The sequence below is a fragment of the Streptomyces sp. NPDC007971 genome, assembly GCF_042958635.1.
Lineage (GTDB): Bacteria > Actinomycetota > Actinomycetes > Streptomycetales > Streptomycetaceae > Streptomyces.
Genome location: NZ_JBIBJK010000002.1, coordinates 251,398 through 276,295, shown reverse-complemented (window position 1 = coordinate 276,295; position 24,898 = coordinate 251,398). Strand labels below are relative to the sequence as shown.

The following is a 24,898-nucleotide window of genomic DNA, read 5'->3' as shown; positions in this document are numbered from 1 at the left end:
CGATCCGGGGCGTGCGAAGCGCGTCACGGGGCGAACCTACCGCGGCGAACCCCCTGTCCGCGCAGGCGTTTTCAGGAGGCGGCGAGCGCGCGGGCCGTCGGGCGGCGCCTGATCACCAGCGCCATCAGGGCCGCCGCCGCGCACAGGGCGCCGGAGGCGTACCAGACCATGTCGTAGGAGCCGAAGACGTCCCGGGCGACGCCGCCGAGGAAGGCGACCAGGGCCGCGCCGACCTGGTGGGAGGCGAGCACCCAGCCGAAGACGATGGCACTGTCCTCGCCGTACTGCTCCCGGCACAGGGCCAGGGTGGGCGGGACGGTGGCCACCCAGTCGAGACCGTAGAAGACGATGAAGAACACCATCGGGGGGTGGACCGACGGGCCCAGCAGCAGGGGGAGGAACAGCAGCGACATGCCGCGCAGGGCGTAGTAGACGGCGAGCAGGCGGCGCGGTTCGAAGCGGTCGGTGAACCAGCCGGAGGCGATCGTGCCGACGACGTCGAACACGCCGATGACGGCGAGCAGCGAGGCCGCTGCCGTGACGGGCATGCCGTGGTCGTGGGCGGCGGGCACGAAGTGGGTCTGGATGAGGCCGTTGGTGGACGCCCCGCAGATCGCGAAGGTGCCGGCGAGCAGCCAGAACGGGCCGGTGCGCACGGCGGAGAGCAGGACCGTGACCGCGCGGCGGGCGGCCCCGGTGACGGGCGGCGGCTTGGGCACGAACTCCCGTGCACCGTAGGGCTTCAGGCCCACGTCGGCCGGGTGGTCGCGCAGCAGCAGCCAGACGAACGGGACGACGGCGAGGGCGGCCAGGGCGACCGTGACGGCGGCCGGGCGCCAGTCGTAGGCCTCGACCATCCAGGACAGCAGCGGCAGGAAGATCAGCTGGCCGGAGGCGGAGGCGGCGGTGAGGATGCCGCTGACCAGGCCGCGCTGCTCGGTGAACCACCGGTTGGTGACCGTCGCGGCGAAGGCGAGGGCCATGGACCCGGAGCCGAGGCCCACCAGCAGGCCCCAGCACAGCAGCAGTTGCCAGGCCGCCGTCATCCACACGGTCAGGCCCGAGCCGAGCGCGATCACGGTCAGCGCGACGGCGACGATCCGGCGGATGCCGAAGCGGTCCATCAGCGCGGCGGCGAAGGGCGCGGTGAGGCCGTAGAGCGCGAGGTTGACCGAGACGGCCGCGCCGATCGTGCCGCGCGACCAGCCGAACTCCTGGTGCAGCGGATCGATGAGCAGGCCGGGCAGGGAGCGGAAGGCGGCCGCGCCGATGATCGTGACGAAGGTGACGGCGGCGACGAACCAGGCGCGGTGCACACGGCGGCGCCGGGCGGGCGGGGCCTGGGGTGGGCCTGCGGCTTCGGTCGTCCGAGTCACGTCATGAGTCACGCCCTCAAGGGTCGGTTTTCCGGTCCTGTGCATCGAGTGGCCCGAAGGCCAGCATTCGTTAGGATCGGGCCATGACTGCCGGCCAGGATTTCCGCCCGCACCGGATCGTCGTCCTCGCCCTGGACGGCCTGCTCCCCTTCGAGCTGGGCATCCCGCACCGGATCTTCGGACGGCCGCGGGACGCCGGGGGGCGGCTCCTGTACGAGGTGGTGACGTGCTCGGTCCGGCCGCCCGGCCCGGTCGAGACGGACGCCGACTTCGCGGTGCAGGTGCCGCACGGTCCCGAGGCCCTGGAGACGGCCGACACGGTGATCGTCCCGGCGTCGTACGAACTGGGCCCGGTCTACGACGAGGGCAGGCTCACGGACGAGCTGGCCGCCGCGCTCGGCCGCATCCGGCCCGGCACCCGGCTCGCCTCCATCTGCACCGGCGGGTACGTCCTGGCCGCCGCCGGCTTCCTCGACGGCCGTCCGGCGACCACGCACTGGGCGGACGCCGATCGCTTCCAGCGGATCTTCCCGCGGGTGAAGGTGGACGCGGACGTGCTGTTCATCGACGACGGCGACGTGCTGACCTCGGCCGGCGTGGCCGCCGGGATCGACCTGTGCCTGCACATGGTGCGCCGCGACCACGGCACGGCGATCGCCAACGACGTGGCCCGCCGCACGGTCGTCCCGCCCCACCGCGACGGCGGCCAGGCCCAGTTCATCCACCGCCCGGTCCCGGACCCGCAGCTCGCCACCACGACCGCCGCCCGCGCCTGGGCGCTCGGCCGGCTGCACGAGCCGATCCAGCTGCGGGACATGGCCGGGCAGGAGGCCATGTCGGTGCGCACCTTCACCCGCCGTTTCCGAGAGGAGGTCGGTGTCAGCCCGGGCCAGTGGCTCACCCGGCAGCGCGTCGAACGCGCCCGCCACCTGCTGGAGTCCACCGGCCTCTCCGTGGACCAGGTGGCCCGGGACGCGGGCTTCGGCACGGCCCAGTCGATGCGCCAGCATCTGCAACAGGCCCTCGGCGTGACACCGACGGCATACCGGCGCACCTTCCGGACGGGGGCCGACGGACCCGGTGAGCGGTAGGGCGACGTGGGCAGCACCCGGGGATGAACCCGACGGGACCACACGGGATCACAGGGGATCACGGGGGACCACGGGGGACCACGGGGGACCACGGGGGGTCAGCCCGACGGGACCACGGGGAGAGCGAGCCCGACGGAACCGCCGGAGGGCGGAGGCGACAGGACCACGGGGAGAGTGGAGCCGACGGGACTGCGTGGGCGTCGGCCCGGCTCAGAAGGTGAGCACTGCCCGTGCCACCCGCCCCGCCTCCGCGTCGGCCCGGGCCTTCTCGAAGTCCTCCACCGGATAGGTCGCCGTCACCAGCTCGTCCAGGAGCAGGCGGCCCTGGCGGTACAGCTCGGCGTACAGGGGGACGTCCCGCTGGGGGCGGGAGGAGCCGTAGCGGCAGCCGAGGATCGCCTTGTCCAGGAACATCGAGGAGACGAGGAAGGACGCCTCGGCGTCCGCCCCGGGCACGCCGAGCAGGACGGCCTGTCCGTGCCGGTCGAGGAGGTCGACCGCCTGGCGGATCAGCTCCACCCGGCCGACGCACTCGAAGACGTGGTCGGCGCCGGTCGGCAGGATGTCCCGGACGCCGTCCGTCGAGGTCAGGAAGTCGGTCGCGCCGAACTGCCGGGCCGCCGCCTCCTTCGCCGGGTTCGCGTCCACGGCCACGATCCTGAGCGCCCCGGCGATCCGCGCGCCCTGCAGGACGTTCAGCCCGATGCCGCCGGTGCCGATGACGACCACGCTGTCCCCGCGGTCCACCCGGGCCCGGTTGAGGACCGCGCCGACCCCGGTGAGCACCCCGCAGCCGATCAGGGCCGCCGCCCGCAGCGGGATGTCCTTCGGGATCCGCACCGCCTGCACGGCCTTGACGACCGTACGTTCCGCGAAGGCCGAGTTGGAGGCGAACTGGTACACCGTCCGGTCGCCCCGTGCGAAGGGCTGCTGCGGGCGGCCGATCGCCCGGCGGCACATCGTCGGGCGGCCCCGGTCGCACTCCGCGCACGTGCCGCAGCTGGCGAGCGTGGACAGGGCCACGTGGTCGCCGGGGGCCACATGGCTCACGCCCGCGCCCACGGCCTCGACCAGGCCCGCACCCTCGTGGCCCAGCACCACGGGGACCGGGAAGGGGATGGTGCCGTCCACCACCGAGAGGTCGCTGTGGCACAGGCCGGCCGCCGAGATCGCCACCAGCACCTCGCCGGGCCCCGGCTCCCGTACCGTCAGGTCGTCCACCACCTGGACCTGCTTGCCGTCGAACACCACACCACGCATCACGCGACCCCCTTCGGCTCTCTCGGCAGGCCGAGCACCCGCTCGGCGATGATCGTGCGCTGGACCTGGTCCGAGCCGCCGTAGATGGTGTCGGCCCGGGAGAAGAGGAACAGGTGCTGGTCGGCATCGAGTTCGTAGGGCGCCGACGGCGACCAGTCCGCGGGTCCCGCGGCGGCTGCCGCGCCCCGGACCTGGACGGCCAGCTCCCCGAGCCGCTGGTGCCAGTTGGCCCACAGGAGCTTGGCGGCACTGGGCGCGCCCGCGTCACCGGAGCCGCCGAGGGTGCGCAGGGCGTTCCAGCGCATGGTGCGCAGCTCGGCCCACTGGTGCACGAGCCGGGCGCGTACGACCGGGTCGTTGGCGGCGCCGGTGCGCAGGGCGGTTCGTACGACCCGTGCCAGTTCCTCGGCGAACCCGATCTGCTGGGCGAGGGTGGACACCCCGCGCTCGAAGCCGAGCAGGCTCATCGCCACCCGCCAGCCCTGCCCGGCTCCCCCGACGACGTGTTCCGCGCGCGCGTGCGCACCGTCGAAGAAGACCTCGTTGAAGTCGCTCGTGCCGGTCAGCTGGCGGATGGGCCTGACCTCGATCCGGCCCGACTGGTCCATGGGGACGAGCAGGAAGCTCAGACCGTGGTGCCGGCGCGAGTCCGGCTCGGTGCGGGCCAGGACGAAGCACCAGTCGGCCTCGTGGGCGAGGGAGGTCCAGATCTTCTGTCCGGTGATCCGGTAGGACGTCCCCTCCCGCACCGCCGAGGTGCGGATGCCGGCCAGGTCGGACCCGGCGCCCGGTTCGCTGTACCCCTGGCACCACAGCTCCTCGCCGGCGGCGACGGGCGGCAGGAAACGGCGCTTGTGTTCCGCGCTGCCGTGGGCGAGAAGGGTGGGGGCGAGCAGGTTCTCCCCGATGTGCCCGGACCGCGGGGGCGCGCCCGAGCGGGCGTACTCCTCGGCCCAGACGACCTGCCGGGTGAGGGTGGCGGTGCGGTTCCCGTACCCGGACTCGGGCCAGCCGAGCCCGATCCAGCCGGCGGCGCCGAGGGTCTTCTCCCACGTACGCCTGTCCGTGGCGCCGTTGGCGTGGGCGGCCAGCCAGCCACGGACCTCGGTCCGGAACACCTCGTCCTCGGCAGCGAATTCAAAGTCCACGGGGCCTCCTTGTCATCACCGGCCAACATGAGCGCCCCCAAGGGGCGCGGGAATTGCGCGACAGGCCACAGACAGCCCTCGGGCGCCCCACGACAACGCGCCCCGGGTTCTCAGGCGTTCGGCCGAGAACCGTCCCGCGCCGCACTCTCCATCGCCGCCACCTGCGCAAGCACCGGCATCGGGTCCACCCCCACCGAGCCGGGCAGGGACTCCGCGATCCTCTCCGGCGTCCAGGGACCGTCCCCGTACATCGAACGGAGTTCCCGCGGCTGGGCCCACACCGCGATCTTCGGCCCGGCGACGGTGTACACCTGCCCGGTGATGCCCTGGTCCTTTGCGGAGTCGGACAGCAGGTAGACCACGAGCGCGGCCACGTCCTCCGGCTCGCCGATCTCCTTCAGCTCCATCGGGACGCCCGCCGACATCCGCGTACGGGCCACGGGGGCGACGGCGTTGGCGCTCACCCCGTACTTGTGCAGCCCGAGGGCCGCGCTGCGGACCAGTGAGATGATCCCGCCCTTCGCGGCGCTGTAGTTGGCCTGCGAGACGGAGCCCTGGTGGTTGCCGCTGGTGAAGCCGATGAGGGTGCCGGCCCTCTGGCGGCGCATGACGGCCGAGGCGGCCCGGAAGACGGTGAACGTGCCCTTGAGGTGGGTGGCGATCACCGGGTCCCATTCCTGCTCGGACATGTTGAACAGCATGCGTTCGCGCAGGATCCCGGCGACGCACACGACCCCGTCGAGACGGCCGTACGAGGACAGGGCGGCATCCACGACCCGCTGCCCGCCGGCCATCGTGGAGATGTCGTCGGCGACCGCGACGGCCTCGCCGCCCGCCGCCTCGATCTCCTTGACGACGGCGTCGGCGACCTCGCTCGTCGGCGAGGTGCCGTCGGCGGCCACCCCGTAGTCGTTGACGACGACCTTCGCGCCCTCGGCGGCCGCCGCGAGCGCGACCGCGCGCCCGATGCCCCGCCCGGCGCCCGTCACGGCGACCACTTTGCCTGTCAAGAAGTTCCCCACGTCCGGCCCCTTCCCGCGGTTTCTGACGGACCGTTAGATTTTATGGCGCGTCGCATGTGCGGACACAAGCCCCGGGGAGGTACCGATGTCACTGCCCGCCGAGTTCCACGACATCGCCAAGCGCGTCAACAACTGGGGTCGCTGGGGGGCCGACGACGAGATCGGCACCCTGAACCTGATCACCGCCGAGGTGGTGCGCGAGGCCGCGACCTGCATCCGCACCGGCCGCAGGGTGCCGCTCGCGCTGCCGCTGAGACAGGACGGGGTGCAGACCGGAATGATCCCCGGGCGGGTCAACCCGCTGCACGCGATGGTGCAGATCAACCAGGAGCTGTTCGGGCCGGGCACGGTGGCGTGCAGCGACGACGCGGTGACCATGGGCCTCCAGGCGGGCACCCACTGGGACGCGCTGACCCATGTCTCGCACTCCGGGAAGCTCTACAACGGCCGTCCGGCGCGGACGGTGACCGCGCACGGCGGTGCGGAGTTCGCCGGCATCGACAAGGCGCGGCACATCGTCTCGCGCGGGGTGCTGCTCGACGTGGCACGCGCGCGTGGCGTGGACCGGCTCGCGGGCGGGCACGCGGTCACACCGGAGGACCTGGCGGCGGCCGAGGAGTTCGGCGGGGTGCGGGTGCGCGCGGGGGACGTGGTCCTGGTGCGCACGGGCCAGGTGCAGGTCTATCTGGCCGGGGACAAGCACGGGTACGGCTATCCGTCGCCGGGACTCTCGGTGCGCTGCCCGGAGTGGTTCCATGCGCGCGACGTGGCGGCGGTCGCGAACGACACGCTCACATTTGAGATATTTCCGCCGGAGATCGACAATCTATGGCTGCCCGTGCACGCCCTGGACCTGGTCGAGATGGGGATGCTCCAGGGCCAGAACTGGAATCTCGAAGAGTTGTCCACAGCCTGTGGACAAGAGGGGCGGTACGCGTTCCTGCTGTCGGCGATGCCCGAGCCGTTCGTCGGCGCGACCGGGACACCGGTGGCGCCGGTGGCGGTCCTGTGAGGTTCGGGAGGCCCGAGAGGCCGGGAAGTCCGGGAGGTCCGGGCGGTCCGGGAGGTCTGAGCGGTCCGGGAGATCTGGGAAGTCCAGGAGTCCGGGAAGTCCGGTGGCGGCCGCCCCGTGAGGCCCGTCGGCGTCGGCCACCCCTGCGACGCCGGATCGGCAAAGGGTGGAGTCCGGTTGGCGGCGCGCCCCCTGCATACGACTTCACGCCGCCATCCGGTGCGACCCACACTCGGCGAGGACTGTCGTCACCCGAGCCCTCGCCGTCCCCTCGCGGCGAATCGTTGCCCACCAGCGTGTTCATACGGTCACATGTCGTCAACACCGGTACAGGGGTTTATTGCTGCCGTCCCGTTCATACGGGCCGCGCACGGATGCATCCCCGGCGCATCGCCGCGCCCGGAGGCCTACACCGCTTCGAACGCCAGGTCCTCGTACGCGGACAGACCGCCCCCGTACGCCACCGCCGCGCCCTCACCGGCCTGCGAGCAGCGGTCCAGCTCGCACCAGATGCTCTTGCCGGAGCCCTCGGCGTTCCAGCCCCAGCGGTCGGCGAGGCAGTCGACGAGCGCCAGACCCCGGCCGCCGGTGGCATCACTGCCGACGCAGCGCGGCACAGGTGGGCGGGAGCTGGTGTCGGCCACCTCCAGCCGCACGGTGGCCGACTCGTCCGCCTCCGCCTCCGCCTCCTGGGCGGTCTCCTCCACCGTGCCCGGCAGGGACAGCCGCAGCACGGCCGGGCGGCCGGTGTGCACCACGGCGTTGGTCACGAGCTCGGAGACGAGCAGGACCAGGGTCTCGGCCAACGGCTCGTCGGCCTCTATACCGAGCCCGGCGAGGCGCGAGCGGGCCCACTGTCTGGCACGTCCCACCTCCGCGGGGTCGGGCCGGATCTCCAGCTGCACTTGAAGCACCTGCACCGCTCACACCATCCGAACCGGCGGACACATGACCCTGCGCCACCCGAACGCCGCGGCCGAAGCCGCGGCGAGCAGCACGACGAGGGCCACGATCGTAGCCACTTTCTGCATGGCCAGAACAATGGCCAGAGCAAGGGTCACGGACCGTGACTCCCTTGCGAGACAGCATGGTTGACGTACAGTCACCCCAACAAGCGCTTCGGGCATATTCCAGCGCGAAGGAGTACGGGTGCGCCATACTGTGCGAGGCGCATGCCGGGGAGTCGAACAGGCGGAGGCAGAGGGCCTGACCGCCCCGCGAGCAGGGGCGCACAGCTCGCAGTCCGGCGACACCCCAAGGGCACCGACGGCACGGCTCGTGCTCGCAGCCACTCGCATCTCACACAAGGTACCGGAGGGGGCACCCGACTCCAGGACGTGACAAGTCACGCGATGGACACAACCCGGTATCGACGCTCCGTGATTCCGGTATGCCACGATCCGCGACATCCCGAGTCGACGTCCCGCCGACGGCCCAGCCCAGCGCGCCGCAGGTCGGTCAGGCCACCAGATCGGCGGCAAGCGCATCCTCACTCTGTGTACCCCCGCCACCACGGTGGGCCCGCACCCAGGCCCGTTTGAGATGCAGATGGACTTCTGCCTCCCAGGTGAAGCCCATGCCGCCGTGCACCTGGAGGCAGTCGCGCATCCCGCGCACGGCGGCCTCGTCGGCGAGCAGCCGGGCGGCGGCGATGTCGCAGGGGTCGGCGGTCACGGCGGCCGCGTAGACCGCGGCGCGGGCCGTCTCGGCGCGCACCAGCAGGTCGGCGCACAGGTGTTTGACCGCCTGGAAGGCCCCGATCGGCTGCCCGAACTGCTCACGCGCCCGGGCGTGTTGCACGGCCAGTTCGCACGCGCGCGTGGCCGTGCCGAGCTGCTCGGCGGCGGTCAGGACAACGGCCACCGGATCCGGCGCTCCGGGACCGGCATCGCCATCGGCACCAGCACCAGCACCAGCACCAGCACCAGCACCAGCACCAGCACCGACGGAACCGCCGGGGCCGCCGAAACCACTGGTCCAGGAACCGCCGAAACCGCTGGTCCCGAAACCGCCGGTCCCGGAGCCGCCGGGCACCCGGTGCAGCGGTGTCAGCGGGTCCACCGAGCGCAGGGGGACGGCCCCGGAGGCGTCCCCGCACACCACGTCCGCGGCGTCCAGCCACTCCACCAGCGCCCCGTCCGCGCGGGCCACGACCCGCTCCCCGGTGGCGGCGCCGGGTACGGTCCCGGCCGCGAGGTGGGTGGCCAGCACGGGCCCGGCCAGCAGCGCACGGCCGGTCTCCTCGAAGACCAGCACCGCCTCCGGCAGGCCGAGGCCGACCCCGCCCTCCTCCTCCGGCAACCGGAGCGCGAACAGGCCCGCCGCGCCCAGCTCGCGCCACAGCTCCCGGTCCAGGTGCCCGGGCCGGGCCACGGCCGCCCGCAGCGCGTCCGCGCCGAACCGGCGCTCCAGCAGCTGCCGTACGCCGGCCCGCAACGCCCGCTGTTCCTCGGTGAGTCGGAACCGCACGGTCACCGTCCCTTGGGCAGGCCGAGGATGCGCTCGGCGACGATGTTGCGCTGGATCTGCGAGGTGCCGGCGGCGATGGTGTACGACAGCGAGGAGAGCCGGTCCAGGACCCAGGGCCGGTCCAGGTCGAGGCTCTCCGGACCGAGCACCTCGGCGGCGGTGTCGTACAGCTCCTGGCGGGCGTGCGAGTACCTCAGTTTGAAGACCGAACCCCCGACGCCCGGCACCCCGCCGCTCGCCTCCGCCTCGCTCACGTTCCACTGGGTCAGCCGCCACAGCGCCCGGAACTCGGCGCCCAGCCGGCCGAGCCGCCGACGCAGCGCCGGATCGTCCCAGCGGCCGTTCTCCCGCGCGGTGCGGGCCAGTTCGCCGAGCACCCGGCGGCAGGCGACGACCTCGCCGACGAAGGCCGTGCCGCGCTCGAAGGACAGCGTCACCATGGTCACGCGCCAGCCGTCGTTCTCCGCGCCGACGCGGTTGGCCACCGGCACCCGGACCTCGTCCAGGAACACCTCGGCGAACTCCGCCGACCCGGCGAGTGTGCGCAGCGGCCGGACCGTGATGCCCTCGGCGTCCATCGGCATGGCCAGCCAGCTGATGCCCTTGTGCCTGGGCGCCTGCGGATCCGTGCGGACCAGCAGTTCGCACCAGTCGGCGACCTCCGCGTGCGAGGTCCAGATCTTGGAGCCGCTCACCACGTAGTCGTCGCCGTCCCGCCACGCGCGCGTGCGCAGCGCGGCGAGGTCGGAGCCGGCGTCCGGCTCGCTGAAGCCCTGGCACCACACCTCGTCCCCGCGCAGGATCGGCGGCAGCCAGCGGGCCCGCTGCTCGGGGGTGCCCTCGGCGGCGACGGTCGGCCCGGCGTGCAGGAGCCCGACGAAGTTGGCTCCGACATAGGGAGCGCCCGCCTTCTCGGTCTCCTCCAGGAAGATCATCCGTATGGTCGGGGAGGCGTCCCAGTGGACATGGGCGTACCCGGCGTCGTGGAGCATCCGCTGCCAGCCGAGGTCGTAGGCGCGCCGGCCGGGCCAGTCGTCCGGGGACGGCTTTTCCGGCAGGGCGGGCAGCACCTTGCCGAGCCACTCCTTCAGCCGGGCCCGGAACTCCTCCTCCTCGGGCGTGTACGAGAGGTCCATCACCTGTCGAGGTCCAGGCCCAGCATGCGGATGGCGTTGCCCCGCATCAGCTTGTGCACGGTCTCGTCGTCGAGGCCCTTCACATGGTCGAGGGCTACCTCCTTGGTGTGCGGGAAGGTCGAGTCGACGTGCGGGTAGTCGGTCTCGAAGGTGGCGTTGTCGCGGCCGACGACGTCCAGGGACGCGACCCCGTGCTTGTCACGGAAGAAGCAGCAGAAGATCTGCCGGTAGTAGTACGTCGAGGGCGGCTCCGGGATCAGGTCGCGCACCCCGCCCCAGGCGCGGTGCTCCTCCCACACGTCGTCGGCGCGTTCCAGGGCGTACGGGATCCAGCCCATCTGCCCCTCGGAGTAGGCGAGTTTGAGGGCCGGGAACTTCACGAGCACGCCGCTGAACAGGTAGTCCATCATCGAGGCCATCGCGTTGTTGAAGCTGAGCGAGGCCTGGACGGCGGGCGGCGCGTCCGGGGAGGCGGCGGGCATCTGCGAGCTGCTGCCGATGTGCATGTTGACGACGGTCCCCGTCTCCTGGCACACCGCGAAGAACGGGTCCCAGTACCCGGAGTGGATGGACGGCAGCCCGAGGTAGGTGGGGATCTCCGAGAAGGTAACCGCCCGCACCCCGCGCGCCGCGTTCCGCCGGATCTCGGCGACGGCCAGCTCCACGTCCCACAGCGGGATCAGGCACAGCGGGATCAGTCGCCCCCCGCTGTCCCCGCACCACTCCTGGACCATCCAGTCGTTGTAGGCGCGCACGCAGGCGAGGGCGACCTCCTTGTCGTGCGCCTCGGCGAAGGTCTGCCCGCAAAAGCGCGGGAAGGTCGGGAAGCAGAGGCTGGCCTCGACGTGGTTGAGGTCCATGTCGGCGAGCCGTGCCTTCGGGTCCCAGCAGCCGCGCCGCATCTGCTCTCGGGTGATCCCCTCCAGGGTCATCTCGTCCCGGTCGAAGCCGACGGCCGCGATGTTGCGCTTGTACGGGAACTTCAGGTCCTCGTAGATCCACCAGTCGGTCGGCTGGCCGTCGGGGTCCATGCTGATCTGGTACTTCCCGCCGACGTAGGCCAGCTCCCCGATACCGGCGGTCAGCGGCTTGGGGCCGCGGTCCCGGTACCTGGCCGGCAGCCAGGTCTCGAAGAGGTGGGCGGGCTCGATCACATGGTCGTCGACGCTGATGATGCGGGGCAGTTCGGTCATGGATCCCCACCTACCGATCTGATGGACCGTCAGATTATCCGTATCCAGCAGGCTATCCCCGCACCCCTGGACCGACAAGGCGCACGGCCCTACGCTCTGCCCACGATCTGACGAGCCGTCAGCTATCCGGGGGGTCGACCGTGAACGACACCGCACATGCCCTGAGCGCCTCGCGCACCCTGTGGGAGCTGGTGGACCGGCGGGCCCGTCTCACCCCGGACCGCCCGGTCCTCCTGCAGGACGAGCGGCGGCTGACCTTCGGCGAACTGCGCGAGCGCGCCGAGCGGGTCGCGGCCGGCCTGTACGGCATGGGCGTGCGCCCCGGCACGGTGGTCGCCTGGCAGCTGCCCACCCGCATCGAGACGGCCCTGCTGTCCTTCGCGCTGGCCCGGCTGGGCGCCGTACAGTCCCCGGTCATCCCCTTCTACCGGGACCGCGAGGTCGGCTTCGCGCTGCGCGAGTCCAGGGCCGAGTTCTTCGCCGTGCCGGGCAGCTGGCGCGGCCACGACCACACGGAGATGGCCCGGCGGCTCGGCGCCAAGGGCGTGTTCGAGGCGTACGACACCCTCCCCGACGGCGACCCGTCCGTCCTGCCCGCTCCCCCGGCCGACGGCACCTCGGTCCGCTGGATCTACTGGACCTCGGGGACCACCTCCGACCCCAAGGGCGTCCTGCACACCGACCGCTCGCTGATCGCGGGCGGCTCCTGCCTCGCCCACGCCCTGCGTCTGACCTCCGACGACGTGGGCTCGATGGCCTTCCCGTACGCGCACATCGCGGGCCCCGACTACACGGTCATGCTCCTTCTCTACGGCTTCCCCGCGGTGATGTTCGAGCGGTTCGCGCTGCCGGAAGCGCTGGCGGGGTACCGGCGGCACGGGGTCACGGTGGCCGGTGGCTCGACGGCGTTCTACTCGATGTTCCTGGCCGAGCAGCGCAAGCGGCCCGGGGAGAAGGTCATCCCCTCCCTGCGGCTGCTCGCGGGCGGCGGGGCCCCCAAGCCCCCCGAGGTCTACCACGCGGTCGTCCGCGAGATGGGCGTGCAGCTCACCCACGGCTACGGCATGACCGAGGTGCCGATGATCACCATGGGGGACCCCGAGGACACGCCCGAGAACCTCGCGACGACCGAGGGACGCCCGCCCGGGGGCATGGAGATCCGGATCGTGGACGGCGAGGTACGACTGCGCGGCGAGGCGGTCTGCCAGGGCTATCTGGACCCCGCCCAGACGGCCGCCGCCTTCGACGAGGAGGGCTTCCTGCGCACCGGGGACCTCGGCCGCCTGACCGGCTCCGGGCACCTCGTGCTCACCGGCCGCCTGAAGGACGTGATCATCCGCAAGGGCGAGAACATCTCGGCGAAGGAGATCGAGGACCTGCTCGCCACACACCCGTCGGTGGGGGACGCGGCGGTGATCGGACTGCCGGACGCGGAGCGCGGGGAGATGGTCTGCGCGGTGGTCGAACGGCGGCCCGGCGCAGCCGGGTTGACGCTGGCACAGGCCGTCTCCCACCTGCGGGCCGGCGGGCTGTCCGTCCACAAACTGCCCGAGCGGCTGGAGGTGGTGGACGCCCTCCCGCGCAACGACACCTTGCGCAAGGTGCTCAAGTACAAGCTGCGGGAGCGGTTCTCCTGACCCGCCCGCGGCGGACCCCCGGATCATGTGCCCCGGGCCCGCCCCGGGAAGACCCCGGGGCAGAGGCCCGGGGGTCTCGTCCTCACCCGCCGCCGCGGGCCGGCGTCAGTTCAGCCGGAAGGTCGCCTCGACCGGGTAGTGGTCGCTGGGGGCGTTGGTGTCGGTCTGGCCGGCGGTCCAGCCGCTCTGGGGGTCGAAGTCCGTCTTCACGGCGGACATCGCGGCCGGTGCGGGACGGCCCGGGGCGTTCAGGTAGCCGAGGTAGTCGAGGTCGTCCCGGTAGTCCTTCGGGAAGGTCTCGACGCCGGACATGTACTGGCACCAGGCGGAGACCGGACAGTCCATGGTCCGCAGGCTCTGGCCCGGGTCGGTGGCCGGGGTGCCGAGCACGCCGTTCGCCGCACTCTGGGCGTTGGCGTAGTCGCCGCGCGACCGGCCGCCGTAGTACTCCACGTTCAGGTCCCCGCCGATCAGCACCGGGCCGCCCGAGCCGACGATGCCGTCCACCCAGGAGCGGATCTCCCCGAGCTGGGCGAGCCGCGTGGACTGCGTGGTGTCGGTGGAGGTGTCGGACTCGTCGGCCTGCAGATGGGTGCCGACGACCCAGCTCTTCACGCCGCCCTTGTCGATCTGCACCAGCGCCGCGCCCTTGTTGGCGTGGTAGTCCCAGGTGCCGTAGGTGGAGTTGCTGAAGACGTGGGCGTACTGGGCGGTGATCGGGTACTTGGACAGGATCATGGTGCCGCCGTTGATGACGAACCACGAGTTGGAGCAGTCGCCGCTGATGCCCGTCCAGCCGCCGCCGGAGCAGGTCTGGCCGACCACCGGCGTGCGATAGGGGTACAGGTCCGCGAGCTTGGCGGTGATGTCGGCGGTCGAGGTGTTGTTGAAGTCCTCGTCCAGCACGACCACGTCCGCGCTGTGCTTGCGGACGATCGACTCGATGACCGGGGTGCGCTGGGCCGCCTTCTCGTTCTGCGTGCTGTCGACGATCGGTGTGCCGAGATCGACGTTCCAGGCGAACACCGACAGGTCGGTGCCGGTGGCCGCGGTCGCGGCGGGGGCCGTGTAACTGCCCAGGCCGAGCAGCGCGGCCGCCGCTGCGGAGGTGAGGGCGGCGGCAGTACGGCGCGAGACCATGCGCTCTCCAGGTGGAAGTGGGGTCGTCCCCGACCCGTGCTTGGCTGGCGGTGCGCGTACATGACAGCTCGGCTTCAGGTACTCACCGGTACGGCCGCGGGAACACCGGTCGATCACTCCGTGGAGAAAAGGTGTCTGGACAAGTTGGGTCCGGCGGAAGCGGATCCAACCGGTCGGCGCCGGGGAATGCCACGTGTCGTGCGCACGCACGGCCGGACTGCACCCCGAGGAGTCGTCTACTCGGGCACCGTGAAGTACCGCGCGAACGCCGGCACGATCTCCTGCTCGCCGACCATCCCGTCGTCGTCCGCGTCGAGGGCGGCGGCGGTGGCCCGGGCGATCTCCTCGGGAACGTGGAAGACCCGCAGGACGCGGACGGTGTCCGGGACGCTGGCGCGGCCGTCGCCGTCCGGGTCGGCCACGGCGAGGGCCGCGTGGAGGAAGGGGCGGGCGATCTCGGCGAAGCGTCCGGGGTTGTCCCGCAGGCGCTTGACCGCGCCGGTGACGAACTCCTCGCGGGTGATGCGCTGGTCACCGTCCCGGTCCGCGATGCCCGCCATCCCCTGCCAGAACGCCTCCGCACCGGCGTACAGCGCCTGGCCCCTGTCGGACCTGGCCGGGACGTCGAACTCGGCGAGCAGGGCCTTGGCCGCCGCGCTGAAGTCCTCGCGGTCGATCCAGCCGTTGCCGTCCTGGTCGAAGGTGGCGAACCGGGCGGCGATCCTGCGCTCGTACTCGGTGCTGACCATCTCTGTTCGGGCCGCCTTCCGTTGACGTGGGGTTGGTCCGGGTGGAGCGTACGTCGCCCCCGACGGCGATGTGGCGGGAAAGCGGCGGCTGTGCCAAGACCGGGGGAATTCTGCGACAACTCCGTGGCGCCGGCCGGGACAGTGCTACACGGGCCGCCCGGCGGCTCGGGCCGGAGCCGGGCCCCGTCCTTCGGATCCTGCCGGGGTCGCGGGGTCCGCCATGGGGCGCCGTGGCCCGAAGCCGGCCCGATGCGAAAGGCAGACCCTAGGCGGAGAGCGGGCCCGCCTCGTCGGCGACCGCGGTCTCGACATCGGGGCGGACGTCGAAGAGGCGGCGGACGCCGAGCGCGCCGAGCACCCGGTTGACGTGCGAACCGTCGTCCGCACCCCGGTCCGGCAGGATCAGCCGCAGCCGGCCCTGGCAGGAACGGATCAGCCGGCGGGCGGCGATCAGGACGCCGACCCCGCTGGAGTCGCAGAAGAAGACCTCGGAGAGGTCCAGTATCAGGCTGTGGTGCCCCTCGGCCACCACGTCGTGCACCCGCTGGCGCAGCACCGGCGAGGTCATCAGATCCAGTTCTCCGGACACGCGGAGCACGGCCCACTCGCCCCGCTCGACGCCGGTCACCTTGAACGCCACGGCCACGCCCCTCCGCTCGCCGGATCTCCCGGAACCGCCCGGAAACGGAAGCAGTTCCTACGATTCTTTCCGCGCGGCTGCCCAGCGGCCGTTCCCTGAAACTTCGGCGGGCAAACGACGCACGATCGACAAGGGGCTTGTTTCAGTCACTATCGATCCTGTTCGATCAGAGATGGACGCCACTAGAGTGAAGAACGTGTGAAGGAGGCCCTATCACCTGCGGCGCCTCGGGGGGCGCACATTGACACAAAGGGGCGTGCGTTGTCAGAGGTGCCGACTACATTCGGGATGAAGGTGCAGACACGCTGAACGGGCCGGACGAGGGCGAGGGGAGGGGCCGCATGGCGCACAAGGACGTACCGCCCCGCTGGGACCGCAAGATGCAGCAGCGGCTCGCACGCGGGGAAGCGGCCGCACTCGGCGAGCTGTACGACCGGTTCGCCTCGCTCGTGCACAACCTCGCCCACCGCGTCCTCGGCGACGAGCGGGCCGCCGACGGCGTCACCCGCGAGGTCTTCGCCCACGTGTGGGAACACCCCGACACCTACGACCCCAAGCAGGGCCCGCTGCGCTCCTGGGTCGCCGCCGTGACCCACCGGCTGGCCGTGCAGCGGCTGCGCGCCACCGAGACCGCCGCGCTCCCGCAGGGCGAGAGCGGCTCCGCGGAGGAACTGGAGAGCACGCTGCGCCGCGCCTCGGTCGCCGCCCGCGCGGACTACATCGTGCACTCCATGCCGGCCCCGCTGCGCGCCGCCCTGGAACTGGCCTACTTCCAGCGCCGCGACTACCGCCAGACCGCCGCCGACCTCGGCGTCACCGAGGACGAGGCCCGCCGCCGGCTCCGCCTCGGCCTGCAACTGCTGTCCACCGCCCATGACGCCGGGACACCGCCGGAATACCGGGGTGCGGTGTGAGCGGGGCGGGAGAGTTCGAGGCACACGACGGCAGCGGCGCCGGTTCCGGTGACGTGCCGTCGGGGGCCGGCGGGCCCCGTCCGGGCGGGCCGCCCCGCATACCGCTGCCCCGCGCCTCCGTCGAGGACGGCGGGCAGCCGCTGCCCGGCCTCGACGGACCGGGAGGCCCCGCGCCCGCGCCGCTCCGGCTGTCGCACGACGTCCTGAAGTCGCTCCTCGGTGCCTGGGCCCTGGCCGCCTGCTCGGCGGCGGAGACCGCGGCCGTCGAGGAACACCTCGGTGCCTGCGGGCCCTGCGCGGACGAGGCGCGGCGGCTGCGCGAGGCCGTCGGTCTGCTGCACCAGCCCGAGAGCCTCGACCTGGATCCGGCGCTGCGCACCCGGGTCCTGGACAGCTGCCTGACCCGCCGCCCGCCGCGCATCCCGGTGCCCGGGTGGGCGGCTCCGTACGACGCCGAGACCGCGCGGCTGGACGCGCTGCTGCAGGACTTCGGGGACGCCGAGTGGCACGCGCCCGTGCGGCTGCGGTGGTTCGAGGCCGACCGGCCGACGAGCCGTCGTACCACGGTGGCCGGGGTGATCGCGCATCTGCTGTCGGTGGACGGACTGGTCGCGGCGGCGCTCGGCCTCGACGACCCGCTGGCCGAGGTCGCCGGCGAGAGCGGCACCGGCGGGCGGGAGACGGCGGGACCGGCCGGGCGTACCGAGACGTTCTGGCGGGCGTCGCACTTCCCGCCGACCCGCTCCGTGCGGGCGCCCTGGCGGGAACAGAGCCACAGCCTCGTACGGACGGTGTCCTTCACGGGCAGCAGCGCCGGCGGGCTCACGGTGTCCTACGGCGACTTCGACCTGCCGCTGCACGACGCGATGCTGGACCGCGCCTTCGAGTGCTGGGTACACGCGGAGGACATCGCGGATGCGGTGGACTACCCGTACGACCCGCCCGCGCCGCGCCATCTGAACAAGATGATCGACCTGGCGGCCCGGATGCTGCCGGCGGCGCTCGCCGAGCGGCGGCAGGCGGGGCTGTCCGCACCCGGGCGGACCCCGCATCTCGTGCCGGCGGGGACGCCGGGGCGGAGCCTGCGGCTGGAGATCGAGGGCGCGGCCGGCGGGGAGTGGCTGATCCCGCTGGACTCGCCCGCGGCGGTGGGCTCCACGGAGTTCGAGGTGGCCCATGTCGCGCTGGACGGGGTGGAGTTCTGCAAGCTGGCCGCCGGCCATGTGTCGCCGGAGGAGGCCGCGGCGGGACAGGCGGGGGACCGAGAGGCCATCAGAGACGTCCTGTTCGCCGCAGCGGGCCTGAGCCGCATGTGAGCCCGCCCTTCCCCCGCCCGGTACCGCGGCTGGTCGGGGTCGGATTCACTTCCACCCGCAGCCACCCAGCACCCCACAGCCAAGCGCCCCCAAAGGGGCGCGGGGAACTGCGCGACCAGCCCCGACGCACCCGCAGCCGCGCGAGACGAGAAGCCCCCCACCTCTTGGGCGAACAAGACCCCTTCACGCCGACGAGGTCCCCTCACGGAAGGAAAGCCCACCGACCCGCCTGCCGCCGACGCCGACCGCCGACCGCCGACCGCCGAAGGAGATGACCGCCCTAGGCGAACACCACGGTCCTGCGCCCGTTCAGCAGGATCCTCCGCTCCGCATGCCACTTCACCGCCCGCGCCAGCGCCTGGCACTCCACATCACGGCCGATGGCAACCAGCTGGTCGGGGGTCACATCGTGACCGACCCGCTCGACCTCCTGCTCGATGATCGGCCCTTCGTCGAGATCGGCGGTGACATAGTGCGCCGTCGCCCCGATCAGCTTGACGCCGCGGGCATGCGCCTGGTGGTACGGCTTCGCACCCTTGAAGCTCGGCAGGAAGGAGTGGTGGATGTTGATGATCCGGCCGCTGAGCTGCTTGCACAGGTCGTCGGAGAGGACCTGCATGTAGCGGGCGAGGACGACCAGTTCGACGTTCTCGTCGCGGACCAGCTCCAGAACCTGGGCCTCGGCCTGCTCCTTGGTCTCCTTCGTCACCGGAATGTGGTGGAAAGGAATGTTGTAGGAGCCCACCAGCTCCGCGAAGTCGGTGTGGTTCGACACCACAGCCGCGATCTCCACGGGCAGCGCGCCGATCCGGGCACGGAACAGCAGGTCGTTCAGACAGTGCCCGAACTTGCTGACCATCAGCACGATGCGCATCTTCTCGTCGGCCTGGTTGATCTGCCACTCCATGTGGAAGGAGTCACCGATCGCCGCGAAGCTCGCCCGCAGCTTGTCCACCGTCACCGGCGCCTCCGCCGAGAAGTGGACGCGCATGAAGAACAGACCCGTGTCGTGGTCGCCGAACTGCTGGCTGTCCTCGATGTTGCAGCCGGTCATGAACAGGTAGCTCGACACGGCGTGCACGATTCCCTGCTTGTCCGGGCAGGAGAGGGTGAGGACGTACTGATCGGCGGGAGCCGCGTCTCGGCTGGGCTGCTCGTTCATGCACCACAGGGTCTCATGTCCGCACCGCCCGAAGCGTGGACGTCCGCTGGGCGGACCGGCCGGGCGGACCCGCCCCACGGACCGCGCAGGCGGACCTGCCGCACAGACGGCCGGGCGGACCTGCCGCACGGACCGGCCGTGGAGACCTGCTACGCGGACCGGGTGAGGATCCGCAGCACCTCAAGGCTCTTCGGCGGCGCGTCGGCGTCGTCCCCGTCGCTCGCCGACATGCGCACATGGGCGTCCCGGGCCGCTCGCACCGCCTCCGGCCACCCGTGGTGGTCGAGATAGGCGGCGACCGGCGCGTCCGGGCCGACCTGGTGCATGATCCGCAGCACCCGCAGGACGGCCGTGTCGACGAGCGCCGCCTCCTGCGAGTCCCGGAATATGGTGCCGACGTACTTCTCGGCGGACCAGTTGTCCAGCCAGGTGTCCTCCACCAGCCGGTACACGGCATCGGTGAAGTCACCGTATCCCTCGACGCCGGCCAGCCAGACGTCCCGCTGGAACACCGGATCGGAGAGCATGTGCAGCGCGGAGCGCACATTGCTGCGCCAGCGCCACCACGGCATGTCGTTCAGTGGCATGCCGCCCATGGTGGAGGAGCGACGGCCGCGACGGGAAGAGTTCTCCGAACCTTGCACAGTCGTCGATCGTACGTTCTTCGCCACAGGCGCCTCACGGGCCCCCGTAATTCACCTGGGAGTCACTTTTCGTTGACCTGAGGTGACTCCGTGGTTAGCGGTGTGAGGGAATCGTGCATGTCCATGACCGGCAGGCGACGCACCCCCCGCACGATCCTCCAGACCTTCTCCCGGCCCGTCAGAGCCACCGCCCTGCACGCGGGCGCCCTGGCCGCCTGTGCGTCGCTCACCGCCGGTTGCGGGGTCATCCCCGGTGCCACGGGGGGCTCCGGGGATGACCCGATCAAGGTCATGACCTGGGCGCCCGAGAACACGGACGCCACCAACAAGCCCGGCATGCCGGCGATGGCCCGCGCCTTCGGCAAGTGGATCAACGCCCACGGTGGGATCAACGGCCGCAAGCTCTCCATTCTGACCTGCAACGACCACAACGACAGCGTGGGCGCCGCGAAGTGCGCCCGGTGGGCGGCGTCCGAGGACGTGGTCGCGGTCGTCGGCTCCTACAGCCAGTTCGGCGACTCCTATCTCGCCCCGCTGGAGAGCTCCGGCATCCCCTACATAGGCGGCTACGGCGTCACCGGCGAGGAGTTCACCGGGCCGATGTCGTACCCGGTCAACGGGGGCCAGCCCGCCCTCCTGGCCGGCCTCGGCAGGGCGCTGGCGGGCACCTGCGGCCCGGTCGCCCTGGTCCGCCCCGACAGCATCGCCGGGGACCAGCTGCCGGCGCTGCTCGACTCGGGCCTGAAGGCCGGCCGGCACACGGCGGCCACCGACCAGCTCGCCGCCGAGGACGCCACGGAGTACAGCGACCAGGCCGCCCAGGCGCTGCGGTCCGCGACCAAGGACGTGACCAGGAAGGGGTGCGTGGTGCCCGCGCTGGGCGACCGTACCGACACCTTCATGGACTCCTTCCGCCGGACCCGGGAGAACTACGCCGCGGTGCGGACGGCGACCGTGCTGGGCAGCGTCGACCAGACCGTGATCAACGCGACGGGCGGGGCGTCGGGGCCGTACGAAGGCGCGTACATCACCAGCTGGTACCCGGTGGCGTCCGACGCGCGCTGGGACCCGATGAAGAAGGTGATCAACGAGGAGGCCTTCGGCGACAACCGCATCGACCCCGCGGACGCCGGAGTGCAGACCACCTGGATCGCCTACACCGTGCTCAGGGCCGTCCTGGAGAAGATCGGCGGCGGCGAGGTGAGCGCCGACACCGTACGGCACACCCTCGACGACGGCCTGGAGGTGTCCACGGGCGGCCTGACCCCGAAGCTGCACTGGCCCTACGAGGGCAAGCTCGCCGGAGTCGGCTTCCCGCGGCTGGTCAACGCCGACGTGACCCTTCAGATGGTGAAGAACGGCCGGCTGGTCGCCGCGAAGAAGACGGCGGGCTCGGGCATCGACGGCATCACCGACATGACGGACACGCTGGAGAACGCGGACCTGGGCTGACCGGGTCGGCGGACCCCGCGGTCCCCGCGGCCCCCGCAGGCGATCTCGCAGCAGATCTCACGGCCGGGTCACCGGGCGACCCCGCCCCGGCCGCGCCGCGTTCGGGCGCACCGGGGAACGCGGCCCCGAACCTGCACGGTCCGCGGTCCCCCGCCGCTCTCGCGGCCGTCCTCAGAGCTGGGTCGGCTGGCGCTGGGTCAGGCCGTACTTGGTTGCGATGGCGTTCCACAGCGCGGCCGCCTTCACCTTCTGCGCGCTGGCGGTGCCGCTCTCCCGGTTGCCGGCCTGCGTCTGCGGGGTGATGCGGGCCTGGCCCTTGTGGCAGCCCTTCTTGCCGCCGCCCACCTGGTCGGCCCAGGCCGCGTAGTGGTTGTCGGCGGCGGCGGACGCCTGCCAGGCCCGGGTGAGTGCCTGGGTCAGCTCGGCGTTCGCGGGCAGCTTGTCGACGGACAGCTTGCCGAGCCGGGTGACCAGCCCGCCCCGCTGCTTGGCCGCGTCCCGCAGGTCGCCGGCGGACTGGCCGAGGTTGTCGCACCGCCTGACGTTCGCCACCGCCTGGATCACCGAGGCACGGCTGCTGCCGCTGTCGGCGAGCAGCTTGTCGAGGTCGATCGCCTGCTGCTTGGCCGGGTCGGCGGCCGAGGCGGAGTCCTGGGTGGCCGGGCCGGTGGCGGCGACGGTCTTGTTGTCGTCGCCCTTGTCGCCACCGCCGTTGAGCATCGCACCCGCGCCGATGCCGAGGACGACGATGCCGACGCCCGCGGCGGCGATCAGCGGCACGCGGGAGCGGCGGCCGCCGCGGCGGCCCTCGTCGTCGTCCTCGTCCATCGGCCGGCCGTACGACGGCTGGGCCGGGCCCGGGTAGGCGTTCGGCTGCTGGATGCGCGGCATCTGCTGCGTGGCCCCGGCCGGGCTCTCGCCACCGGCGGGCCCGCTGCGGAACAGGTTGTCGAACTCGGCGGGCGGCTGCCGCTCGCCGCCCTGCGCCTGGCCGGCGTACGGCGGGATGTACTGCGTGGCCTCCGCGTCGGAGTGGGCGGCCGGCTGCTGCGCACGCCCCAGGTACCGCGTCTCCTCGCCGGCGGACTCGGGCGGCAGCGCACCGGAGGGCACCGGCGGGATGTACTGCGTGGCGCCCTCGTCGGCGGGGGCCGCCGGGACCGGGGGAAGGTACTGGGTCGCACCCTCGTCCGCGGGAGCGGGAGCCTGCGCGGCCATGGGGGCGGGCGGGGAGCCGGGTATCCGTGCGGCTGCGGCGGGCGGTGCGGAGGCGGCGGGCACCGGCGGCAGGTACTGGGTCGCACCCCCGTCGGCCGGTGACTGCGGCGCACCGTGTGGCAGGCTCTGCGCCGGGTACGCGTCCGGCACGGCCGGCGGCAGCGGGGCGGCCTGGGCCGGGGGCTGCTGCGGGTAGGCGGCGGGGTCGCCGTACGCGGGCTGGTGGCCGCCGCCGTACTGGGGCCGGCCTCCTGCCGCGTCGTAGGCCGGGTTCGGGCCGGCGGTGCCGTACGCCGGTTCCTGGCCGCCGGAGCCGTACCCCTGCCCGCCGTAGGCCTGGGCGTTGTACGCCTGGCCGCCGTACGACGGGGCCGGTGCGGCCTCCGGGGGCAGCGGGCCGGGGCCGTTGCCCCCGGAGGGGGGCTGCTGCTCCGGGGTGCCCCAGTGCTGGCCCGGGGCCGCGGGCCAGCCCTGGTCGGGCTGCTGCGTCTGCTGCCGGCCGGGGCCCCACGGGTCACCCCAGGCCTGGCCGCCGGCCGGCCCGACAGGCTCCGGGCCCGTCAGGCCCGGCACCAGCGGCTCGCCTCCGTCGGAGGGCAGCACGATGCCTTCGCGCGCGGGCCGCGCCGAGGGCTCCTCGCCCTGTCCACTCTGCGTCACCGGGACTCCTACGAATGGGGGACCTTCGGAATCGTCGGCTCACGCTACCGGGTCCCCCGAGCCAGGTGCCACGCAGTCAGGGGGGGCGATCTTGTTCCCTGTGACAGCGGTAACAAAACCGCCCCGCGGTGCGCTGATCATGGGATCCGGCACACGTCCGGGTGCCGTTTCCCGTGCGTTCACGCTTCCGCGGGGCTGGTGTTCAGGCGGCCTGCTGGAGATCGAGACGCGCCCCGAACTCGCGTACCACCGCTTCGTCCCGGAAGGGTTCCAGGCGCTGCTGGAGGTCCTCCAGATACTCGGCGCCCCGGTTGGAGCGGAGCGTCTCCAGCAGTTCCACGGCCTTCAGACCGGTGCTGCAGGCCTGTTCGATCTCGCGCTGCTGCACCTGGGCTGTGGCGAGCAGCACATAATCGATGGCGCGCCGCCGGGCCCGGGACTTCGGGTGTCCGGCCAGCGACTGCTCGGCGTACCGCGCCGACGCCTCGGCCTGGCCCAGGTCCCGGTGGCAGTGCGCCAGCTCGTCCGCCAGATAGGCCTCGTCGAAGTGCGCGATCCACACCGGGTCGTCCCCGGAGGCAGCGTCCGCCTGCTCCATCGAGGCGATCGCACGCCCGGAGGCGTCCTGGGCGGCACGGGCGTCGCCGAGCAGGGCGTGCCCGCGGGCCTCGGCCGCATGGAACATCGCCTCCGCGCGCGGGGTCACCCGCCCGCGCGCGCCCTCCTGCGCGGCACGCGCCAGCTGGGCGATCTCGCGCGGGTTGCCGAGCTGCGCGGCCAGGTGGCTCATGGAGGCGGCGAGGATGTACCCGCCGTAGCCGCGGTCGCCCGCGGCCTGCGCGAGGCGCAGGGACTGGATGTAGTAGCGCTGGGCCAGGCCGGGCTGCCCGGTGTCCACCGCCATGTACCCGGCCAGCTCGGTCAGGCGGGCGACGGTCGCGAAGAGGTCCCGGCCGACCGCCTCCCGGTACGACCCCGCGAGCAGCCCGGAGACGACACTGTTGAGGTAGTGCACGACGACCGGGCGCACATGCCCGCTGCCGAACTGGTGGTCGAGGTCCACCAGCGCCTGGGTCATGGACCGCACGGCGGCCACGTCGGACTGGCCCACGCGCGGGCCCGCCTGCCGGGCCACCTGGGCGTCCGGCGTCGAGATCAGCCAGTCGCGGCTGGGCTCGACCAGCGCGGAGGCGGCGACGGACGAGCCGGACAGGAAGTCGCGCCGGCCCACGTCGCTGCGCCACAGCTCGCAGACCTGCTCGATGGCCCCCAGTACCGTCGGCGAGAACTGGAGGCCGACCCCCGAGGCGAGGTTCTTGCCGTTGGCCATGCCGATCTCGTCGATCGTGACCGTACGGCCGAGCTTGCGCCCGAGCGCCTCGGCGATGATCGCCGGTGCCCGGCCCCGCGGCTGCTGGCCGCGCAGCCAGCGGGCCACGGACGTCTTGTCGTAACGCAGGTCGAGACCGTGCTCGGCGCCGCACATGTTGACCCGCCGGGCCAGCCCGGCGTTCGAGCACCCCGCTTCCTGGATGAGTGCCTGCAGCCGTTCGTTCGGCTGCCTCGCCACGAGAGGCCTTGCGGCCATGTGCTACCCCCTGCGAACCCCTGGAGCGTGATATCCGGCCGGAAGGATCCGGTCCTGAAGATCACTGCCCA

Annotated in this window: 22 protein-coding genes; 6 read left to right on the top strand and 16 right to left on the bottom strand. The window is 72.4% G+C overall.

Annotated features, from left to right (window positions below; all coding sequences use genetic code 11):
- Positions 1-71: 71 nt before the first annotated feature.
- Positions 72-1,376: an MFS transporter gene (locus ACFZCP_RS05025; RefSeq protein ID WP_391424703.1), complete on the bottom strand. Its 1,305-nt coding sequence runs from the start codon at positions 1,374-1,376 to the stop codon at positions 72-74.
- An 83-nt stretch (positions 1,377-1,459) separates the two neighbouring features.
- Here ACFZCP_RS05025 and ACFZCP_RS05020 point away from each other — a divergent pair, with 83 nt between their 5' ends.
- Positions 1,460-2,467, top strand: coding sequence for a helix-turn-helix domain-containing protein (locus ACFZCP_RS05020; protein WP_391424122.1), 1,008 nt, complete (start codon positions 1,460-1,462; stop codon positions 2,465-2,467).
- Positions 2,468-2,677: 210 nt separating this feature from the next.
- Here the strand turns inward: ACFZCP_RS05020 and ACFZCP_RS05015 are convergent, their stop codons facing one another.
- From ACFZCP_RS05015 to ACFZCP_RS05005, 3 genes are all read right to left on the bottom strand, one after another.
- Positions 2,678-3,727 carry an alcohol dehydrogenase catalytic domain-containing protein gene (locus ACFZCP_RS05015; protein ID WP_391424120.1) on the bottom strand — a complete coding sequence of 350 codons (1,050 nt, stop codon included), beginning with the start codon at positions 3,725-3,727 and terminating at the stop codon, positions 2,678-2,680.
- Complete coding sequence (locus ACFZCP_RS05010; RefSeq protein WP_391424118.1) at positions 3,727-4,875, bottom strand: acyl-CoA dehydrogenase family protein; 1,149 nt, start codon at positions 4,873-4,875, stop codon at positions 3,727-3,729. The genes ACFZCP_RS05015 and ACFZCP_RS05010 overlap by 1 nt, the downstream gene beginning before the upstream one ends.
- Before the next feature lie 110 nt (positions 4,876-4,985).
- Positions 4,986-5,897 carry an SDR family oxidoreductase gene (locus tag ACFZCP_RS05005; protein ID WP_391424116.1) on the bottom strand — a complete coding sequence of 304 codons (912 nt, stop codon included), beginning with the start codon at positions 5,895-5,897 and terminating at the stop codon, positions 4,986-4,988.
- Between the two features lie 85 nt (positions 5,898-5,982).
- Here ACFZCP_RS05005 and ACFZCP_RS05000 point away from each other — a divergent pair, with 85 nt between their 5' ends.
- Positions 5,983-6,909 carry a cyclase family protein gene (locus ACFZCP_RS05000; RefSeq protein ID WP_391424114.1) on the top strand — a complete coding sequence of 309 codons (927 nt, stop codon included), beginning with the start codon at positions 5,983-5,985 and terminating at the stop codon, positions 6,907-6,909.
- A gap of 407 nt (positions 6,910-7,316) precedes the next feature.
- On the opposite strand, the gene ACFZCP_RS04995 is transcribed toward ACFZCP_RS05000, so the two are convergent.
- From ACFZCP_RS04995 to ACFZCP_RS04975, 5 genes are all read right to left on the bottom strand, one after another.
- Positions 7,317-7,814, bottom strand: a complete 498-nt coding sequence (locus tag ACFZCP_RS04995; protein WP_391424701.1) for an ATP-binding protein — start codon at positions 7,812-7,814, stop codon at positions 7,317-7,319.
- A gap of 18 nt (positions 7,815-7,832) precedes the next feature.
- Positions 7,833-7,970 carry a hypothetical protein gene (locus ACFZCP_RS04990; RefSeq protein WP_362681217.1) on the bottom strand — a complete coding sequence of 46 codons (138 nt, stop codon included), beginning with the start codon at positions 7,968-7,970 and terminating at the stop codon, positions 7,833-7,835.
- Between the two features lie 397 nt (positions 7,971-8,367).
- The gene (locus ACFZCP_RS04985) at positions 8,368-9,378 is read right to left on the bottom strand and encodes an acyl-CoA dehydrogenase family protein (protein WP_391424112.1); all 1,011 of its coding nucleotides are present in this window, start codon (positions 9,376-9,378) and stop codon (positions 8,368-8,370) included.
- A 2-nt stretch (positions 9,379-9,380) separates the two neighbouring features.
- Entirely contained in the window at positions 9,381-10,514 is a 1,134-nt protein-coding gene (locus ACFZCP_RS04980) for an acyl-CoA dehydrogenase family protein (RefSeq protein WP_391424110.1), read from the bottom strand.
- The gene (locus ACFZCP_RS04975) at positions 10,514-11,707 is read right to left on the bottom strand and encodes an amidohydrolase family protein (RefSeq protein WP_391424108.1); all 1,194 of its coding nucleotides are present in this window, start codon (positions 11,705-11,707) and stop codon (positions 10,514-10,516) included. Before ACFZCP_RS04975 ends, ACFZCP_RS04980 begins: the two co-directional genes overlap by 1 nt.
- A gap of 140 nt (positions 11,708-11,847) precedes the next feature.
- Here ACFZCP_RS04975 and ACFZCP_RS04970 point away from each other — a divergent pair, with 140 nt between their 5' ends.
- Positions 11,848-13,344, top strand: a complete 1,497-nt coding sequence (locus ACFZCP_RS04970; RefSeq protein ID WP_391424106.1) for an AMP-binding protein — start codon at positions 11,848-11,850, stop codon at positions 13,342-13,344.
- A 105-nt stretch (positions 13,345-13,449) separates the two neighbouring features.
- Here ACFZCP_RS04970 and ACFZCP_RS04965 read toward each other — a convergent pair whose 3' ends face one another.
- From ACFZCP_RS04965 to ACFZCP_RS04955, 3 genes are all read right to left on the bottom strand, one after another.
- Positions 13,450-14,484, bottom strand: coding sequence for an endonuclease/exonuclease/phosphatase family protein (locus tag ACFZCP_RS04965; protein WP_391424104.1), 1,035 nt, complete (start codon positions 14,482-14,484; stop codon positions 13,450-13,452).
- A 236-nt stretch (positions 14,485-14,720) separates the two neighbouring features.
- Entirely contained in the window at positions 14,721-15,233 is a 513-nt protein-coding gene (locus tag ACFZCP_RS04960; protein WP_391424102.1) for an EF-hand domain-containing protein, read from the bottom strand.
- A gap of 265 nt (positions 15,234-15,498) precedes the next feature.
- On the bottom strand, positions 15,499-15,879 hold the full coding sequence (locus ACFZCP_RS04955) for an anti-sigma factor antagonist (RefSeq protein WP_391424100.1): 381 nt from the start codon (positions 15,877-15,879) through the stop codon (positions 15,499-15,501).
- Positions 15,880-16,214: 335 nt separating this feature from the next.
- Here ACFZCP_RS04955 and ACFZCP_RS04950 point away from each other — a divergent pair, with 335 nt between their 5' ends.
- Both ACFZCP_RS04950 and ACFZCP_RS04945 read left to right on the top strand, forming a co-directional pair.
- On the top strand, positions 16,215-16,787 hold the full coding sequence (locus ACFZCP_RS04950) for a sigma-70 family RNA polymerase sigma factor (protein ID WP_391424098.1): 573 nt from the start codon (positions 16,215-16,217) through the stop codon (positions 16,785-16,787).
- On the top strand, positions 16,784-18,103 hold the full coding sequence (locus tag ACFZCP_RS04945) for a maleylpyruvate isomerase N-terminal domain-containing protein (protein ID WP_391424097.1): 1,320 nt from the start codon (positions 16,784-16,786) through the stop codon (positions 18,101-18,103). The genes ACFZCP_RS04950 and ACFZCP_RS04945 overlap by 4 nt, the downstream gene beginning before the upstream one ends.
- Before the next feature lie 280 nt (positions 18,104-18,383).
- On the opposite strand, the gene purU is transcribed toward ACFZCP_RS04945, so the two are convergent.
- Positions 18,384-19,265, bottom strand: coding sequence for a formyltetrahydrofolate deformylase (purU, locus tag ACFZCP_RS04940; protein WP_391424094.1), 882 nt, complete (start codon positions 19,263-19,265; stop codon positions 18,384-18,386).
- A gap of 149 nt (positions 19,266-19,414) precedes the next feature.
- The gene (locus ACFZCP_RS04935; RefSeq protein ID WP_362681247.1) at positions 19,415-19,861 is read right to left on the bottom strand and encodes a hypothetical protein; all 447 of its coding nucleotides are present in this window, start codon (positions 19,859-19,861) and stop codon (positions 19,415-19,417) included.
- Positions 19,862-20,032: 171 nt separating this feature from the next.
- On the opposite strand from ACFZCP_RS04935, the gene ACFZCP_RS04930 reads away from it, so the two are divergent.
- A complete protein-coding gene (locus tag ACFZCP_RS04930) occupies positions 20,033-21,361 on the top strand; it encodes an ABC transporter substrate-binding protein (protein WP_391424699.1) in 1,329 nt (442 codons plus the stop codon).
- A gap of 171 nt (positions 21,362-21,532) precedes the next feature.
- Here ACFZCP_RS04930 and ACFZCP_RS04925 read toward each other — a convergent pair whose 3' ends face one another.
- Entirely contained in the window at positions 21,533-23,239 is a 1,707-nt protein-coding gene (locus ACFZCP_RS04925; RefSeq protein ID WP_391424092.1) for a hypothetical protein, read from the bottom strand.
- A gap of 202 nt (positions 23,240-23,441) precedes the next feature.
- On the bottom strand, positions 23,442-24,827 hold the full coding sequence (locus ACFZCP_RS04920; protein ID WP_362681256.1) for a transcriptional regulator: 1,386 nt from the start codon (positions 24,825-24,827) through the stop codon (positions 23,442-23,444).
- Positions 24,828-24,898: the final 71 nt, after the last annotated feature.